This window comes from Microbacterium sp. LWS13-1.2 (assembly GCF_040144835.1).
Taxonomy (GTDB): Bacteria; Actinomycetota; Actinomycetes; order Actinomycetales; family Microbacteriaceae; genus Microbacterium.
The window spans coordinates 3,753,626-3,769,383 of record NZ_CP151632.1; the positions used below are offsets into that span (position 1 = coordinate 3,753,626).

At 65.3% G+C, this 15,758-nt stretch carries 18 protein-coding genes and 1 tRNA gene; 3 read left to right on the forward strand and 16 right to left on the reverse strand.

Annotated elements, in window-relative coordinates; genetic code table 11:
• The 7 genes from MRBLWS13_RS17275 to MRBLWS13_RS17305 all read right to left on the reverse strand — a co-directional run bounded on the left by MRBLWS13_RS17275 (nt 1) and on the right by MRBLWS13_RS17305 (nt 7,504).
• Nucleotides 1-1,290, reverse strand: a complete 1,290-nt coding sequence (locus MRBLWS13_RS17275) for an AAA family ATPase (protein ID WP_349426554.1) — start codon at nt 1,288-1,290, stop codon at nt 1-3.
• Nucleotides 1,291-1,293: 3 nt separating this feature from the next.
• The gene (locus tag MRBLWS13_RS17280) at nt 1,294-2,793 is read right to left on the reverse strand and encodes a hypothetical protein (protein WP_349426555.1); all 1,500 of its coding nucleotides are present in this window, start codon (nt 2,791-2,793) and stop codon (nt 1,294-1,296) included.
• 107 nt (nt 2,794-2,900) lie between these two features.
• Nucleotides 2,901-4,394, reverse strand: coding sequence for an SCO6880 family protein (locus MRBLWS13_RS17285; protein ID WP_349426556.1), 1,494 nt, complete (start codon nt 4,392-4,394; stop codon nt 2,901-2,903).
• A complete protein-coding gene (locus MRBLWS13_RS17290; protein WP_349426557.1) occupies nt 4,394-5,848 on the reverse strand; it encodes a hypothetical protein in 1,455 nt (484 codons plus the stop codon). Before MRBLWS13_RS17290 ends, MRBLWS13_RS17285 begins: the two co-directional genes overlap by 1 nt.
• Nucleotides 5,848-6,144, reverse strand: coding sequence for a hypothetical protein (locus MRBLWS13_RS17295; RefSeq protein ID WP_349426558.1), 297 nt, complete (start codon nt 6,142-6,144; stop codon nt 5,848-5,850). The genes MRBLWS13_RS17290 and MRBLWS13_RS17295 overlap by 1 nt, the downstream gene beginning before the upstream one ends.
• Nucleotides 6,145-6,165: 21 nt before the next feature.
• Nucleotides 6,166-6,762, reverse strand: coding sequence for a M23 family metallopeptidase (locus tag MRBLWS13_RS17300; protein WP_349426559.1), 597 nt, complete (start codon nt 6,760-6,762; stop codon nt 6,166-6,168).
• A gap of 13 nt (nt 6,763-6,775) precedes the next feature.
• Nucleotides 6,776-7,504, reverse strand: a complete 729-nt coding sequence (locus MRBLWS13_RS17305) for a hypothetical protein (RefSeq protein ID WP_349426560.1) — start codon at nt 7,502-7,504, stop codon at nt 6,776-6,778.
• 389 nt (nt 7,505-7,893) lie between these two features.
• Between MRBLWS13_RS17305 and MRBLWS13_RS17310 the strand changes: the two genes are divergently transcribed.
• On the forward strand, nt 7,894-8,217 hold the full coding sequence (locus MRBLWS13_RS17310; RefSeq protein WP_349426561.1) for a helix-turn-helix transcriptional regulator: 324 nt from the start codon (nt 7,894-7,896) through the stop codon (nt 8,215-8,217).
• 49 nt (nt 8,218-8,266) lie between these two features.
• Nucleotides 8,267-8,767 carry a hypothetical protein gene (locus MRBLWS13_RS17315; RefSeq protein WP_349426562.1) on the forward strand — a complete coding sequence of 167 codons (501 nt, stop codon included), beginning with the start codon at nt 8,267-8,269 and terminating at the stop codon, nt 8,765-8,767.
• Nucleotides 8,768-8,814: 47 nt separating this feature from the next.
• Here the strand turns inward: MRBLWS13_RS17315 and MRBLWS13_RS17320 are convergent.
• The 5 genes from MRBLWS13_RS17320 to MRBLWS13_RS17340 form a co-directional block, all read right to left on the reverse strand.
• Nucleotides 8,815-8,886, reverse strand: a tRNA-Arg gene (locus MRBLWS13_RS17320).
• A 13-nt stretch (nt 8,887-8,899) separates the two neighbouring features.
• Nucleotides 8,900-9,280 carry a helix-turn-helix domain-containing protein gene (locus MRBLWS13_RS17325; protein ID WP_349426563.1) on the reverse strand — a complete coding sequence of 127 codons (381 nt, stop codon included), beginning with the start codon at nt 9,278-9,280 and terminating at the stop codon, nt 8,900-8,902.
• A gap of 602 nt (nt 9,281-9,882) precedes the next feature.
• Entirely contained in the window at nt 9,883-11,151 is a 1,269-nt protein-coding gene (locus MRBLWS13_RS17330; protein ID WP_349426564.1) for a hypothetical protein, read from the reverse strand.
• Nucleotides 11,152-11,184: 33 nt separating this feature from the next.
• Nucleotides 11,185-12,096, reverse strand: a complete 912-nt coding sequence (locus tag MRBLWS13_RS17335) for a hypothetical protein (RefSeq protein WP_349426565.1) — start codon at nt 12,094-12,096, stop codon at nt 11,185-11,187.
• Between the two features lie 151 nt (nt 12,097-12,247).
• Entirely contained in the window at nt 12,248-12,589 is a 342-nt protein-coding gene (locus MRBLWS13_RS17340; RefSeq protein ID WP_349426566.1) for a hypothetical protein, read from the reverse strand.
• Here MRBLWS13_RS17340 and MRBLWS13_RS17345 point away from each other — a divergent pair.
• Complete coding sequence (locus MRBLWS13_RS17345) at nt 12,581-12,859, forward strand: hypothetical protein (RefSeq protein WP_349426567.1); 279 nt, start codon at nt 12,581-12,583, stop codon at nt 12,857-12,859. The genes MRBLWS13_RS17340 and MRBLWS13_RS17345 overlap by 9 nt on opposite strands.
• 124 nt (nt 12,860-12,983) lie before the next feature.
• Here MRBLWS13_RS17345 and MRBLWS13_RS17350 read toward each other — a convergent pair whose 3' ends face one another.
• The 4 genes from MRBLWS13_RS17350 to MRBLWS13_RS17365 all read right to left on the reverse strand — a co-directional run bounded on the left by MRBLWS13_RS17350 (nt 12,984) and on the right by MRBLWS13_RS17365 (nt 15,462).
• A complete protein-coding gene (locus MRBLWS13_RS17350) occupies nt 12,984-13,229 on the reverse strand; it encodes a hypothetical protein (RefSeq protein ID WP_349426568.1) in 246 nt (81 codons plus the stop codon).
• Nucleotides 13,230-13,295: 66 nt separating this feature from the next.
• Nucleotides 13,296-14,243: a hypothetical protein gene (locus MRBLWS13_RS17355; RefSeq protein ID WP_349426569.1), complete on the reverse strand. Its 948-nt coding sequence runs from the start codon at nt 14,241-14,243 to the stop codon at nt 13,296-13,298.
• Nucleotides 14,233-14,796, reverse strand: coding sequence for a hypothetical protein (locus tag MRBLWS13_RS17360; protein WP_349426570.1), 564 nt, complete (start codon nt 14,794-14,796; stop codon nt 14,233-14,235). Before MRBLWS13_RS17360 ends, MRBLWS13_RS17355 begins: the two co-directional genes overlap by 11 nt.
• 36 nt (nt 14,797-14,832) lie before the next feature.
• Nucleotides 14,833-15,462 carry a hypothetical protein gene (locus MRBLWS13_RS17365; RefSeq protein ID WP_349426571.1) on the reverse strand — a complete coding sequence of 210 codons (630 nt, stop codon included), beginning with the start codon at nt 15,460-15,462 and terminating at the stop codon, nt 14,833-14,835.
• Nucleotides 15,463-15,758 lie beyond the last annotated feature (296 nt).

Consider the following 15,758-nt stretch of genomic DNA (forward strand, 5'->3'; position numbering starts at 1 on the left):
TCACAACCCCTCAGCGGTCGCGGCCGCGGCGGCCAACCACGCATCGCGCGTGCGTCGGCGAAGGGCGTCGAAGCGCAACGGGCCGGCCTTGAGAGCCGGATCAAATGGGATGACGTGCACCGCCCGGACGTGACCGGCGAACCCCTCCGTGATCCGGTGAGCCGCGGTCGGCGCGGACTCGGATTGCGTGACGATCACGACCGCGCGCTGCGCGAGGACGCCCGACCGCTCATCGCGTCCGCGCAACGCGTCCAGCAGCAATGCGGCTGACTCCGCTGACTCTGGCGTTGCGAGCGTCGGGATGACCAACTGGTAAGAGCTGTCGACCATCCGCAGCCACCGCTCCGCCGACTCATCATTGCCTGAGTCGAAGATGACAAGACGGTAGAACCGGGCCGCGACCTGCATCAGCAGGTCGAACTCGGCCGACGCGATTCGCTGATCCGTGGCGAGAAGTTCTGGGTTCGAGCGCAGCACGTCGTATCGATCTGTGGACTGGTGATGCACAAATCGCGTGATGTCGGAAACCCCCGCGCCGAGTGTCAGCAGACGGGATGCCTCGGGCACGAGGTCGCGCAGCGTGGTGTCGTACATCCCCTGCTCGGTGCGCCAGCCGAGGGTGCCGCGGGTGTCGTTGTTGTCCCACGCGAGCACGTTGCCGCCGCCCTCGCGGGCGTATACGGCGGATAGCATCGCGGTGGTCATCGTCTTGCCGACGCCACCTTTGCCGTTGGCGATCGCGATGGTGCGGCATCCCGCCCACTGCCTTGAGACGACGGATGTCCACTCGGCGCGCTGACGATCCGCGGCCGCAGGTCGAACCGTGATTCCGATGCGTCGCGCGACGCCGCGCCAACCCCTCGATGCCGTGGGTGCGGTCGTCGGCGGCTTGAGGAAGGACGGACGAGCGGGCGGCTCCGCAGCCGGTGCGGCGGCGGTCTCCGTCGCAGTTGACTGCGGAGCCTGTTCGCTCACCTCCTCTCCATCCGTCTGGGTGCGCCCGGTGGGTCGGTCGGGCAGGTTGGATGCCGGTGTCGGCGGCTCGAGAGGCGTCACCTGCCCGTCGGGTGCGACGAGGAGTCGGTGCTTGCCGTGGTCGCCCGAGGTGATCAGTTCGAGCGGCGCACCCGATCGGCGGGCCTCGCTGGTCGCACGCCGGATGATCGCGTGGCGCACATCGGCGTCGGAGTCAGCTTGGATCTCGTCGCCGTAGCCATCGTGCGTGACGAACGTGATGTGGCGTCCGGTCACGTCGGCGTATGCGCGAGGGTGACTGATGATCGTGCTCATGGCTCACCGCTCCTCGGTGTTCTCGCGAGGACCAGCGTTGAGCCAGCCCTCTATTCCTGTGTCGGTGTCTCGTGCGTCTGGCCACAGTGCGTCGAGCGTCGCGGCATCGATGACAGGGGGGTCACTGTCATCGCGGTCTGCGGCCGTCACGGCGTCGTCGGTGGTGAAGAGCAGGTACTCCCACTCGGTCGAAGTGGCGAAGCAGTCGACGAGGTAGGCGTACTGGCCGACGTAGGCGAGGAACTCGCCCTTGCGTAGATGTCGAGCCATCTCGACGTGCGGCGCCGGCAGATTGAGGCGGGCGCGGAGTGCCGCCTGCTCCTGGTGGTTCACGCGGAAGATGAACTTGTTCTCGATGTCGCCAACGATCGAGTAGGCGAGTGACCGCTCGAGCGAGCCCTCGTCGCCCACCGCGTCGAGGTCGCCCATCTTGTGCAGGATCACGATGTTGCTGATGCCGTAGTGACGCGAGAGCTTGAGCCACTGCTGGAACATCTGCAGCGACGACAGCGACGTCATGTCACGCCAGCCCTCTTCGCGCACCACGTAGCGGGTGCGCTGAGCCGCGCGGTCCGAGATGACGGCCTGGATCCAGGCGGTCGAGCACACCTGGGTAAGCTGCGCCGCGAGGTCGCCGCGGGCGAAGAGTTCGGACGTGTCGGTGACCACGATCGGAGCCGCCTGGTCGAACTCGACCGTCGACTCGTCCTCGAACAAGCCGGAAAGATCTCCTTCGACGAAGCGGCGGAGCACGAATCGCGGCTGGATCGCGCCGTCTGCAGCGTGGAAGTCGGCGCTCGTGTCTCTCGCGATCGCGCCGAGTTCTTCGTAGACGCCGCGGAGCGTTGGGCGATCTGCGGTGCGGTCGATGCAGCGGTCGAGGGCGTCGAGGAGCGCGGCATGCTCGACGGCGGATAGGCGCGAGCCCAACGTCATCTCGATGAGAGAGATGAGCGTGTTGATGCGGCGCTGCTTGACCATCTGCTCGTGCTGCTCGTCCGTAGCGTCAGTTCGGCGCGGCCCGCGGTCGAGCGGGTTGAGCCGTGTGCCGGTGCCACCGCCGAGTCGGATCACGCGACCACCCGGAATCGCTTCGGCCACGGTCACCCACTCGCCCTTCGGGTCGGACGGGACCACGACTTGGTGGCCGAACGCGATGGACCGGGTGACGAGGGTCTTCACCGTCGCGGACTTCCCGCCCCGGTATGCACCGAGCACGAGGATGTTCGTCGAGAACGTGCCGCGCTCGGACTCGTCGACGTAGGTCTCCCACGGCGAGAAATGCCAGAGCGCATCGGCGTTCAGATCGACCCCGAGGATCGGCCCGCGGTGGCCGAGTCCGGAGTCGGCGACGAAGGGATAGATTCCCGCGATGTGCTGCGAGGTCGCTTGATGCGCGGGGATCCACGCCTTCGCGAGGTTCCAGTACCCGCCGTAGACGAGACCCGGACCGAACGGACCTGGGACACCAGCCTCAGGCAGGCCGCGGTCGCGACGCGACATGCGTGCCGGCTTCTGATCGTGGCGAGCTCGGTCGATCTCTCGCTGCAGATCGCGCCGCTCCCGCCTCGTGAGTTCAGCGGGGGTGAAGGATGCCGCGTGCCGCACCATCACTTCATCCCCATCCCGATCGGAAGAGCGTTGACCATCAGCGCCTCGGCCTGCTGGCAGTAAAGGATCTGCGCCTCCATGCCGGCGCGGGACAGCGCGTTACGCATGCCGGCGATCGCCTGATCAAGGCGTTCCTCATCCGGTGCGGTGACCGTGAGGTAGGCGCCGTACTGGAACTCGCCGTGGCCTCGAGTGATCTCCTGTTCGCGCTGTTCGAGTGCACGCCAGTCCGCAGCATCCGCCGCCGACCCGTCGGCACCGCGCTTCGCCCGTAGCGATTCGTTGCCGCGCCACACCTTTTTCTCGTCGCGGATGCGTTTGAGAGCCTTCGATACCGGAACCGGGGTGAGCACGATCGAGAAGATGTGCGTGATCGCTTCGCCGGTGTGGGGATGCCGTGCGAACACTATCGGCGAGAGGAAGCCGACGGGGGAGTCGGATCGCGGCCACTCGTGGATCCACATCGTGGTGTGCACCCCGGAGTCGGTCATCACGATGCCGTTCCGACCCTTCGGCTCTTCGAGGTACATCGGACCGATCGCCGCTGGATCGACCCCTGCGACCTTCTCCGGCCGGTTCTGCACAGTGGGTGCGAACTCGGGGTCGAACGACAGCCGACCGAGTGCGGCGACATCGCGCGGCGTGAGCCAGCGGCGCACGGTGATCTTGGCCGACGTCAGGGCGTCGGCCAGGTTGCCAGCCTCGATCTGCGCCAGGGTCACAATCGCTTCCTTGCCCCCGCCGAGCGCCTTCAGCTGGGAACCGAGCGAGACCAGATCGAGGGTCAGCACGATGTAATTGCGGTGCGCCACCTCGAAACGCTCGGAGCGATCCATGACGTCTTGGTAGTTGTGGGCGACGGGGGATTCGGGGTTGAGCTTGCGAAGTCGTTGCACCTTCTCGTAGTGCTCGCGGGCCGCGCGGATCGTCGTCGGCAGGGTGCGCTCTTGCAGGGTGACCCGCTTGACGCCGGGCCGCTGCGTGAAGGGCCCCAGCACCCGGTCGAACTGCTCGGCGAGATCGAACCGCTCGGGCAGGTCTTGCATGAGGAAGCCCTGCACTTCGAGTTCGGCGATCACCGACACCGAACGATCGTGCGGGTTGTACGTCGCTGCGACATTGTTGACGTCCCAGAGTTGAATCGACGCGCGAGTGCCCGGAAGGTTGAGGGTTCCGGCCATGCGAGGCCGCTCCGGTCGGAACTTCTCCGTCGTTGCGCCCGTCGCATGGCGGAGTTGCTTCATGAACCACAGCCCCGCCATTCGCGGGGTGGAGACGCCGTGGATGCTGGTGAGGGCCGTGACTCCGAACGCCAAGTAGATCGGTGCTCCGTAGAGCAAACCGGGAGGCCCGAAGCGGTTCACGAAAATGAGCAGGACGAGAGCGGCCGCCGTGACGAACGCGAGTTGCCACGGGTCCATGCCCATGACGACGCCCTGCCGCGACCGGCGCGGCAGACGTACGGGACGCGCGTACTCGGAAGTGCTGGTCATTACGAACTCCGATCAGGCTTGGGGGTTTGCGGAGGCTGTGCTGAGCGAGGCGGTGACGTAGATGCCGGGGGAGTCGGGGTCTCCGCTGCGCGCTGTGTTGTCGTGGTTGACGTCGCGCGCGTCTGGGCGGGCGTCGACGCGCCGCGCGGAGTGGAGGACGTCGAGCGGGTTGTCGCGGGCTTCGGCGACGGAGTGGTTGAGCCCGGTCGACTACCGGCAGGACGGATGCCCGAGGGGAGTGCGCCGAGGCGGGTAGGTATCCGGGCGGCGGAGCGAGCTGCGCCCGCGGCCATTCGTCCGCCATGGGAGCCGAGGCGCGATCCAGCCCCGTCCGCCGCGACCGCGCCGGCGAAGCTGAACAGGCCGAAGAGCGCGAACGGAGCGAAGGCGACGAGAACGAGACCGATGATCAGCGGCCACGACTGCGGATTCCAGATGGTCTTCACCGATGCGAGGCCGTTGATGATCAGTGTGATGAAACCGATCGTCAGTGGACCGGTGAGAAGCAGCACCACGACAGCCGACACGTAGCGCACGACCCACTGCGGCCCGATCCCGCGCACGGGGAACAGCATCCATGCCACTGGCCCGACCATGATCAGCGCTGCGAGCACGATGTTGCGGAACGCGAAGACGAGCATGAGGAGCAGCATCCCGAGCATGAGCATGAAGTGGATGAGGAACGCGAAGAAGTAGTTCGCCTGGCCGCCGGCCCACATAACCGACTGGAGCGTGGAGTAGAGGGCGTCGCGGCCGTCGCCGGTGAGGATGTACCAGGTCATGTCATCGACGGCGTTGAGCAGATGACCGGTGAGCCAAAGGGTGATCGGCACGGCGGGGATGGCGATGAAGGAGCGGACGAGCGCACCGACGAGCTCTTGGCGGTCGCCGGAGACGACTGCGGCGGCGATCGCCCAGACCATTGCGCCGAAGGTGATGATCAGGATCGCCCATTGCCAGAACGACCATTGGTCGAGCGCGGCGGCCCACAGCAGCGTGGAGGTGTCAAAGCGCATGTTGTCGGCGACGGAGAACATCATCCCAGTCGCGGCGAGTGCCATGCCGCGACCGGCGTTCTCGAAAGTGACGCAGACGGCGTCTCCGATGCTGCAGCCGTACTTCACCTCAAGTGCGCGGCCACCGTCAGCTTGAATCGCCTGCACATGACCGTCGAAGGTGGTGCAGACAGTGGTCTTCTCTCCCGAGATATTGACGCCGATGAAGCACTGCTGGGCTGTCACGCTGTTCGGATCCGTTGGCGTGCAGGTGACCTGGTCGGCCGCGCTCTGGCAGTCGACGGGGTAGGCGGGTGCGGACCACGGCTCACCGCGCACCGCCGCCATCGGCACCGGGCCTGCGGCATGCGTCACCGTCGCGTGCGCGGCGGTTCCTGAGCCGAGCATGAGTGCGATCCCGACGGCAAAGCCGAGGCGGAGGACTCGGACGAGGTTCATCAGAATCCGAAGTCGAAGTTCACAAACCAGCCGAAAAGACCGGATGCGGCGCCCAGCACTGCGGCGGCGATGAAGATCCAGAGGATGTTCTCGCCTGCCCAGGTGCGCACGCGGTCGGATGCGAGACCCCGGAACGCGAGCGCAGCGCCAGCGATGATCAGCATGACCAGGACGACGAGCATCGCCCCCGCGAGGATGTAGGACGCGATGACTTGGAAGCCCTGGAAGAACGGGGCCGAGAAGTCCGGTTGGATATCGGGGATATCGACATCCGTCGGCGCGGTGTAGGTGTTCATGATCGCTCTCCTTCGCGGTGACTACTTCAGTGGCAGGCCGAATGCGGCCATGAAGGGCTCGGGAGGTATCGGGTTACCTGATCTGCGGACTTCGAAATGGAGGTGGCAGCCGAAGGACTTGCCGGTGTTGCCTTCGGCGCCGATGGGGGTGCCCGCGGTGATGTCGTCTCCGGCTGAGACACGCAGGGATTCCCACTGCATGTGGCCGTAGAGCGTGACAATGTCGTCGCCGTGATCGATCCGGACGGTGTTGCCGTAGCCCTGATACGGGCCGGCTGTGATGACGCGCCCTGGGCCGGCCGCGAAGATCGTCGCCCCGCATCCCTGGGCCATGTCATAGCCCTGGTGATTCACGGAGCAGTAGCCGCATCCGGCCACCGGATTGTGACCGAAACCACGCCCCTTGGAGTAGCCGCCGGCGAGGGGATAGCCCCAGGTGCCGCTGACCGCGGGTGCGGGCTCCGTCGTCGTCTCGGTGCTCGCGGCAGCGCCCATGATCGCGAATGGCACCGCAATGAGCGGGGTGACAAGGAATCCCGCAATGAGCAGAGCGCCGACGAGTGTCCCTGTCAGGATCTTCCGACCAGTCCTCGTGTTGAGGGCTGCTGCGGCGATCACCGGGGCTCCCACGTCAGGGCTCCAAGGGCTCCGTGAAGTAGCGAACCACCTTGCAGTCGCCCGCCTGCTGGTTTGAATCCGGCGTCGGCACGGATGCTTCGCCGCAGAGCACCTGCACGCTCACGCGCACCTGCTCGTCGTAGGACGTTTCGCCGCCGGAGCCGTCCGAGCGAGTGAACGTCAGCGTCACGTCCGACGTGCCGATCGACATATCTCCCGATGCATCGTCCGGTACTGGGACATACGCAATGTCACCCGTCGTCACCGCCACGACGCGGCCATCCTCGCCAGAGAGCGAGTCCCACTCCTCCCGTGGCAGCACGACGCCTGTCCGGAGTTCGACCTGCGAGTCCTCCATCGCGGAGAGCTGATCTGCTTCGGATGTGTAACGGGTGTCGGGTGTGAACCAGGTGTCGAGGTAGCCGAGCCACTCCTCGCGGGTGCTGAGGGTGGTGTCGAAGGTGGAGGCCGCCGCCACGGCGGCAGCGATGTAGGTATCGGCATCCGTGGTGATCGGCTCGGGCGTCCAGCCGCGGTCGGCGGCCGACGGATCGACGAACGTGCCGGCGGGCTCGCCGGTCTCTGTCGGCCTTGGTGTGCTCGAGGACGTCGGCTCGCTCGTCGGAGTGGGCCCCGGTTGCGCGAGCATGGCGCTCACGATGATCGCGACAATTCCGGCGATAAGGACGAGTCCGCCGATGATCGCCCACGCGACACCGCGTCGTCCCGAACTCTCGCTCATCATCCTCGGTCAGCCCTCCTGATCCTTCAGGACGGCCACCGTGCACTGACGATTTTGCTCGCGCGACGGTCGCCGTGACCGCATCCTAAACACGCGGTGCGGTCGCGGAAAAGGAATCGATGCAAGGTTGTGGATAAGTCTGTTGTGGCTGCCGCCTGTGGAGGAGTCGACCGATGCTTTCCTCAGGGTCGCGTAGTTTATCCCTCGGATCAGGATCTTGTCTGTCGGTCGAACGGGGGACACCGCCGCCGGCGCATTTGCTATGCGCAGTCCAACAAGTACCCGACCGATTATCATGGCCACACGGTATACGAGTGTGGCTCGAAAGTAAACAACTAAATAGGATGCTTTGCTGGACTTCGTTGCGGCCTGTGGGCCAGAATTGCCCCATGCCTCGTCTCGCGCAACCAGCGGGCTCTGAAGATGCCCACGACCCGATCGCGCTTCTCGGCAATCTCGTCAAAGCGGCGATCCTCCGCTATCTGCGTTCAAACCCTGACGTAACGGTCGGGCCGATCTGTGACGCGCTCGATCTGGGGCCGACGACAATCCAGCCGCGGCTCAATGAGCTCGAGGCGGCCGGCCTCGTGATCGCCGACCCGCCCAGCGTTGCAGGCGAGTCCCGTAAGGGCGTCTGGGTCAAATACAGCGTGAACAACGAGGCCGTCACCGACCTCTACCTTCGTCTCGGGATGGCGATCGGAGAGTTCTGAGCCGTCGAATGTCGGTGGCCGGGGGTATGCCTGGGGTTAGCCCGAGGAGGTGGTCGCGGTGGAGATCTGCACCTGGGTGGTGGTTGCAGGCCTTGTCCTTGCTGCGGTTGTTGCCGTGTGCTTGAAGCGGCGCGCTCGCCGCGTGTACGTGATCGATCATGTTCGAGTGGAGATGCACCCCGCCTGCGTCGTGGAGGACCGCGTTATTGAGCAGGTGTGGCGATCCGCTGTCTCGATGACGAATCTGTCACGTCGGCCGCGAGCCGTCCCAACCTTCGCCGAGCGCTCCACTGTGCAAGCCGGTCGACGCGAGTATCTCGCGAGTGTCTACTTCGATGCAGACGACCTCGAGATTAACCCGCGCGCAGTTGCGCTGGCATGGATCGAGTACGTGCTGCCGATGGATGCGGTACCCGGTCGGGCTCGCTTGGCGCTCCTGGGAGTCGAGCGACGACGAGGGGCGTTGGTCTTCGCGGTACGTCGGGAGAGCGACGTGAGGCGGTCGGTGGCCGGGCGCGGAAAGATAGGTCCGGAACTCCGCCCAGCATGACCGTCTGTAGCGACTCGGTAAGACCTATGTCGTCACTCATCAAAAGGTGCCCCCGGAGGGATTCGAACCCCCGACCCTCTCCTTAGGACGGAGTGGCTCTTCCACTGAGCTACGGAGGCCAGCGTTCTGATCTTACCTGTGAGTGTTGGCCTCGATGAATGACGTGAGCGTCGCCCGCGAGATGTACTTGCCGGACCCGACTTGTGTGTGCTCGATGACCCCATCCTTCATCAGTGCGTGCAACGTCCCGTAGGAGATGCCAAGTTCGCTCGCCGCGTCCTTCAGTTTGAGCAGCATCGGCCCCGACGCCGACGGCTGGCGCTGATCCGGGGTGCCCGGCTCAGGCTGCAATTCGACCACCTGCACGTCGGTGGCCTTCGTCTCCCACCTACCGGCGAATGCCCACGAGGTGGTCAACTCGTCCTTGACCTTCTTCGCTGCGGATTCTTCATCGGCGGCTCGAACCCACAACTCGGCCACTTCGACCTTCGTCACCATCACCTTGAACCGCATGGTCCCTCCTGCGAACGAAGGCCCCGGGGTTGCCCCCAGGGCCCGAGCAGCTCCGTCCTGGGAGCATCGTACGCCCCAAATGCGCCAGTGCGCGGCCCCCCTTGACGTCTCTCTCGACCGGATGGATGCCAGGCCATTCGGTTAGGTACGGGCATCTGAGCTCGCCGGCCGGGCAGCGAGCCCCAATTCTCGAACTCGGGTGCGGGCGCCGATCACCTGGGTCGCGATCTCGCGGCCGTGAGGACGCCGGGCATCGACTTCGTGCCTTACATGTCCGGCGATGCTTTCGCATCCAGCGTCGTCAGAGCCTCATGATCGGCGGTGCACTGGCCGCGGAGCGCCTACGACAGTTGCCGCCCTTCGCAGACGCCGTGCACGCTTCGAGTAGGGCGGTCGCCTTTTCTGTCGCAATGGGGATCACACACCTCGTCGATCCGAGCGCAGGAGTTGGGTGACCTTCGATCAATTTATGGGCGGCATCCTGCGTGAATGTACCCATCTGGGCGAGCATCTCGTCACTGCGGCTGCATCACGTTGACGACGGTGATCCCCGACTACCGACCGCGTCGTCCTCGCGATGCGACTCGGACAACGCCGTCACATCATCGCTCCGTGCCCTCGGCCTCGGTGACTTCGGGAACATTCGACTCACCGGTGCGTTGGAGACGGTTCGCGATCTTACCCGCGAGGCGTCCGGTCGACATCCGTGCGTTCTCAAGGGTGTCGTTGCCGAAGCGTCCCACGGTCTGAAGCCCGTCTTTGCCTGCGCCGACGACGCCGTCCCTCACGTCGGCGGCCGCGGCCGACCAGCGGCGCGCTTCGAGGAAGTCTCGCTCGTCTGCGAGGCCGAGCGTCAGGTGAAGGTCCCTGACTCCAGCCGCGACCTCGTTGCTCGCGTTCACGACGACCTTGGACGATACCGGGTTCAGCAGCACTTTGGTGTTCGCGCGACTTGCAGCTGTGTCCATCCTGGTAACGAGCTGCGACGTGGCTTTCGAGATTGCGTCGGTTCGCCGCTGACGCGCCGTGTGCAGCGCGAGTCGATGGCTGTCGAGCTCGTTGGGGGAGGCATCGAGCACGCGGTCGATCTCCAACACCGCCATTGCATCCTGCAACTGGAAGCAACGGGCAAGCACCGCGAGCCACTCCACGACGGTGTCCTGCGCCTGCTTCGACAACTCGGCGAGGTCAGCGATCTTCGTTTCTTTTTCCAGCTTCTCGGCGAGCGCATCGAGCTGGCGCAGCGCATACGCCTGTGTGCGGGCGATCGTGGATGCCGATCCCTGGATCTTCGACCACGTCACCTCCGACACTCGGCCAACCTCTGCCCGCACGACCATCGCCTCATCGAGCATCAGCTCGACGCCGATCATGTCGGCCAGCACGGCATCTTTCTGGGCGCGGAGGATGTCATCGACCTTGGCGTCGATCTTCGCGAGGTATTCGGTGATCTCCTCCATTTGCTGCTGCATCGCGTATTGGGCCATGATGCCGCCCACCCCGGCGAGGATCGCGGGGTTCGTGAGCATCGCGCCCGGCTTGGCTACGAATTGCAGGTTCTTCGCGAACTGTCCGTTCGTTCCACGCGTCGTTGCCTGGACGAACTGGCCACCGGAGCGCTGGACGAGATTCGCGCTCTGCGCGGCGCGCGCCGATTCTTCGGTCAACTTCATCCAGCGACCGGCGTTCGCCGACACCTCTGACGCGGTCTGCAGTGCCGACCCGCTCTTTGCAGCCAACGCGTTCAACGGCCGCAGGTCGAGTTCCCGCGACGGCGCTCCAGTAGATGCGACGAACAGCTCGACGGCGGCAGGCTCTCCGATAACAACCAGCCCGTTGCCGTCGCTGATCAGTTCGATCTCGTCGTTCATTCGCTCTCGTTTCTCTGCCAGTGCGTCGTTAGGTCAGTCGCTGAACGCGAAATCAACCGATATCGCCGGGTCGATGGCGTGCACGAGTTTCGAGTAGAACAGCTCGGCCTGCTCCTCGAGCGTGAGTCGGAAGCCATCGATGTGCTGCTCCACGGCCCGCTCCGACAGCAGTTCTTCGAAAACCTCTGTCGTGTCGATCTCGGGAGTCGTCCAGCTCAGGAGACCGTTCTTCTCGTTCGCTACGCTGAGATCGGGGTTCGCGTAACCCAAGTAGATGAACTCCGGGATTGTGATGAGGTACGAGTTGTCTCCGGTCCGGTTGATCTCGACATCCTTCCCCTCGATGCCGAACTTCGCGTCGTATTCGTACCGGACGAGCACCGACCGCTCGCTGCCGGGAAGGGTGAAGAGGCTCCAGTCCCCGACCGCGAACTTCAGCCCGTCCTCGCGCTCCTCTTGCACATCCGTCATGCCGGCGGTGACGAGGATCACTTGCTCTTCGCCGGTGATCGAGCGGATCACCTGAGTATCCCGTGACTCCGTGGCACCGAAGAACTTGCCGAAGTTGAAACTCACCAGAGCAGATCCCGCGATCACCGCGAGGATCACCACACCGAGAAGGATCTTCGCCCAGATCGGTGTCTTCTTGACGGGCTTGGTCGCGGGTGCGGTCGCCGAAGTTGGCGCGCTCGTGATGGTCATGCGTAGTCTCCCCAGATGCCATGCGACGGTGCAGTCCTGCGACTCTATCCGTTCCCTCGGACAGCGAAGCCGCGTGCGAGTATGGATGCGGATGTGGTCGGCGTCAACCGGCGCGCAGGGCTCTGTGCAACGTCTGGCTCGCAGCCGCACGGGTGTCGACGGCGCGATCCCCTTGCGGGCGCGGCGCGGTGAGCGGACCGGGCGCCGTCGATCCGTTTGGGGCGTGCCCGCCGAGTCGACCATCCGTGGACGATAGGCTCCGCTCATGGCGGGCAGGACGAAGCTAGGTGTAGATCGGGGTGGAGCGCTCGCGCGCGTCGGCGGAACGCGTCGCGGATCTCGTCCACCGTGGCGGCTGGGGTGACGCCGAGGTGGGCGCGTGCTTCGTCGAGCGTCATGCCAGCACCGTCAGATAACGCTGATACTCACGGGTGAGGCGCTCCTGCCTGCCGCGCTGCGCGACGACCGCGAACTGCGCGAGCAACTTCCTTGTCAGCCGCGCCTTGAGGGACTCGTGAACGATCAGGAGGGTAATCGATGCCAACGCGGCCGAGAAGCGGACCAACGCGAGCAGCGGCGAGGGCGCGATGAACGCGGCACCGATCAGAGTGGCGAGGAACACGAGCGCGAGCCAGTTCGAGAGGCGCCCCCAGATGGCGATCGACTGATAGTACGCACCGGTGGTCTGCCACCAGAGTTTGTTCGGTGCCCGTGGGGCAACCGCGACGTGACGCAAGAACAGACCGCCGCGCCGTTCGAGCTTCGCGACGCCTTCGCTTTCGTGTTGGCGGGCGCACGGGAGCACCTGCCCGACGGCGAGGATCGCGAGATCGTTGAGGACTGCGCCCGCGAGGCGCTGGCAGCACTGGACACCGGGAAGGAACCCCCGCGGCGGCTTGTCGCGACACTCAAAGGGATTCTCGGGGATGTGGCGGCAGGGGCCGGGCGGGGGTTCGGCACGAGCGCCGCAGCCTGGGCAACCGATGCACTGAGCAATCTCGGCTAGGCACCATGGAGATGCTCGCGCAACCCCGATGCCCCGAGTGCGGCACTGTCCTGCGCGACGCACCCGGGGGCTTCGAGTGCAGGACCTGCGGGCTGTTCTTCCTCCCGAGCGCCGTGGACCCGGGCTAGATCTGGCCCCGCTCGCGGTATCGCTCCACTCGCGCCTCGAACCCGATGCGACGCGCTCGCTGGTAACGGGTCCACCGTTCGGGTTGGTCCGTGATGTCCTCGCCGTTGGCGGTGACGCGTTCCCAGTCCGGGTCGGCACCTGCTCGCAGGTAGGTGAGTTCCAACACCGCATTCACGCCGCGCTCCAGGTACGGATACGCGCGAGAGTCGAGGTCGGCTGAGACACGTTGGCCTCGTGGCATCGCTCGGTCCCTTCACGACTCGGAACCGGCCCGCCGAGGAGGTCGATGCTACTCGCGCGCGCCGACTTACTCGCCGAGAACGTCGATCTGAGTGGCTTTGTAATGCGTCTTCACATCGCCGCCTGGAGCCACGTCCTCTGTGACCTCGGCCGCGATCCGCACGCGCACGCCGACGCGGAGAGTTGCGATCACCTCGCCGGGGATGGCCTCCGCGTTGACGGACTCCACCTCGTTTGGCGCAATCTCCACCTTGAGGGGGCTGATATCGCTGACCGTGCGGAGGACGCCCACGAGCACGACGGGTTCGCGGGCGAGGGCGCGCGATGCGACGAGCGCGCCAATGTGGACGAGTTCCTGCACCGAGAGGCGGGAGCGACGCGCGGGAGTCCGCGGTTGCGTCCACATCAACTCTGTCTCGAAAGCCCCCTCCACAAGCGCGGCGGTGAAATCGCGGATGGCTGCGCCGACGCGCGGTCCCGCTTCTTCCACCTCAGCAAGGAAGGGTGTGGAGTCGGCGTCCGCCTCTAGCGCCTTACCCATATTGAGGAGGTCGATGGATCGGTTCATCGCGTCATCGACAAGCTGGTTGTCGTTCTCTCGGAAGAACTCGCCCTGACCCGACGGCATGATCTCATCACCCGGGAGCGACGCTGGCACGACCTGGAGAACCAGACTCCCCGGAAGCGCCGAGCCATCGAGATGCAGCTTCGTCTTGGACAGCACGTCGGCGGGCACGCGACCGCGGAGGGTTTTCCATCCCGTGAGCGAGAGGCCAGACGCGAGGATGAGGCGCTGGAATTGACCCAGAACCTTCGCCACTTCATCAACGGGTGCGCTGTGTCCCGTCACGCCTGGACCAGCGAGTCGAAGGAAGCCGCTCGACATGTCACGCCGCATAGGCGACTGCTCTGCGGCGAACGCCCCCATGCTGAGACGTGCGAGGTCGCCCGCGTCCTCCCACATCACTTCTGAGGGGTCGAGGCTCCGGCGGTACGTCTCCCAATCAAATGACATTGACGCCATCCAACATCACTTCGAGGTATCCCGCGCGAGGCAGTGCGTCCTCGCGCACGGGCGGGTCGGCCTTTGCGCCGGAGCGGCGTCTGTGCCAGAAGTCATCCCAATATCCCCTGACGTATGCGTACTGCTGGTGCTCGGGCGTCGAGCCGTAACCGGCGGCTGGGTCCACATGCCACCGGCCATAGCGCGTATCCAGCCGGTATCCGGTCGTGGGTCGCACCCGGTTGGTCGCAAACATCTGCAAGGTGAGTTTGTCGCCGGGGTGGGACACTGCGTCAACGAGCCGATCCTCGCACCAATAGATCAAGTCGAGGTCGTCGGGGTCGAGCTTATTCGTTACGAACGATCCCGCGATCCACACGTAGGCAGTGGGGACGATCCTGCGGAAAACGGTCGTGGCATCCTCGAAGTCGTCCCAGATTTCCTGGCGAGTCGTGGAGGCCGCGAACTCGGGATCATCAACGTAGCGCGCCCTGACGGCGTCCAGCGTGACGTGATGCCGCCCGAGGGGAAGAAGCCCGGTCGCGGCGTCGAGAGGCGGCACCATGGGCGAAAGTATGGCAGATCGACTGTTCTGCCCGCGTCACCTCGCAATCGTCGGTTTCGGCAGGTTCATCGGACGCTCATCGAGGAGGCCACTGCTAACCCATCGCCAAACCCGCCGCTCGAGCTCGCGGCTCATCAGTTCGAACTCAGCGAAGAACGCCGCGCTCTCCTGACCGTCCCGTTCCTCAGCGTCTTTGATGCTCGCGTGCTCTCGTTTGACAATGTCGGCCAGCGTTTTCGTCTGCAGGATCAGCCATTCGGCGACTCGTTCAGCGTCGGCGGACACGGTCGCCGCGATCTGGGTGAGGGCGGGATCCGAAACATCGCTCTTGATCCAACGCACCGCCGCCTCGGCGAATCGCGCGCGCTCACCACGAGTCCGGGCCGCGTCCTCCAGCCGCCCGGCTCGCTTCGTCTCAACGAGAGCAAGCACCGCCACAAGGATGGTGCCGACAGCACCGAGCCCGCTGACGATAAGCGTGAGGATGTCCCACCAGCCGGGGTCCACCACCGCGACAACCGTCTGCGCCGGGTTCGGTTCAGGAGCGTCCGCTGCAGGGGTACGCCGCACGAGGTAGGCAGCCGCGGTCGGCCCGGAACCGGGGATGAATGTAACGACGAGGATTGCCGCAACGAATCCTAGGAACGGAAGCCCTCCGTATGACATGGAGCCATTCTGTAGTACAGAAACGGGCCAAACCGGGAGCGCACGCTGTAACGGAAAGCGTCTCCTGGAACGCCTTATCGGTCGAAAAGCAAGACCCGGGGGGTGGTTGGCGGGTTGATCGGTGCCGCGGAACGGTGCGGCTGACAGGGTACTTACACAGCCTCGGTTACAACCGGTTGGCCGATCCCCCTATGGGCAATGCGCGAGAGGCGTTCGTCGCGTGCGGTGATGTTCTGACGCTTCGCCGCTACGCTTCGTCCATGCCGATGTGTGACGCCTGCCAGGCGCTGACCACT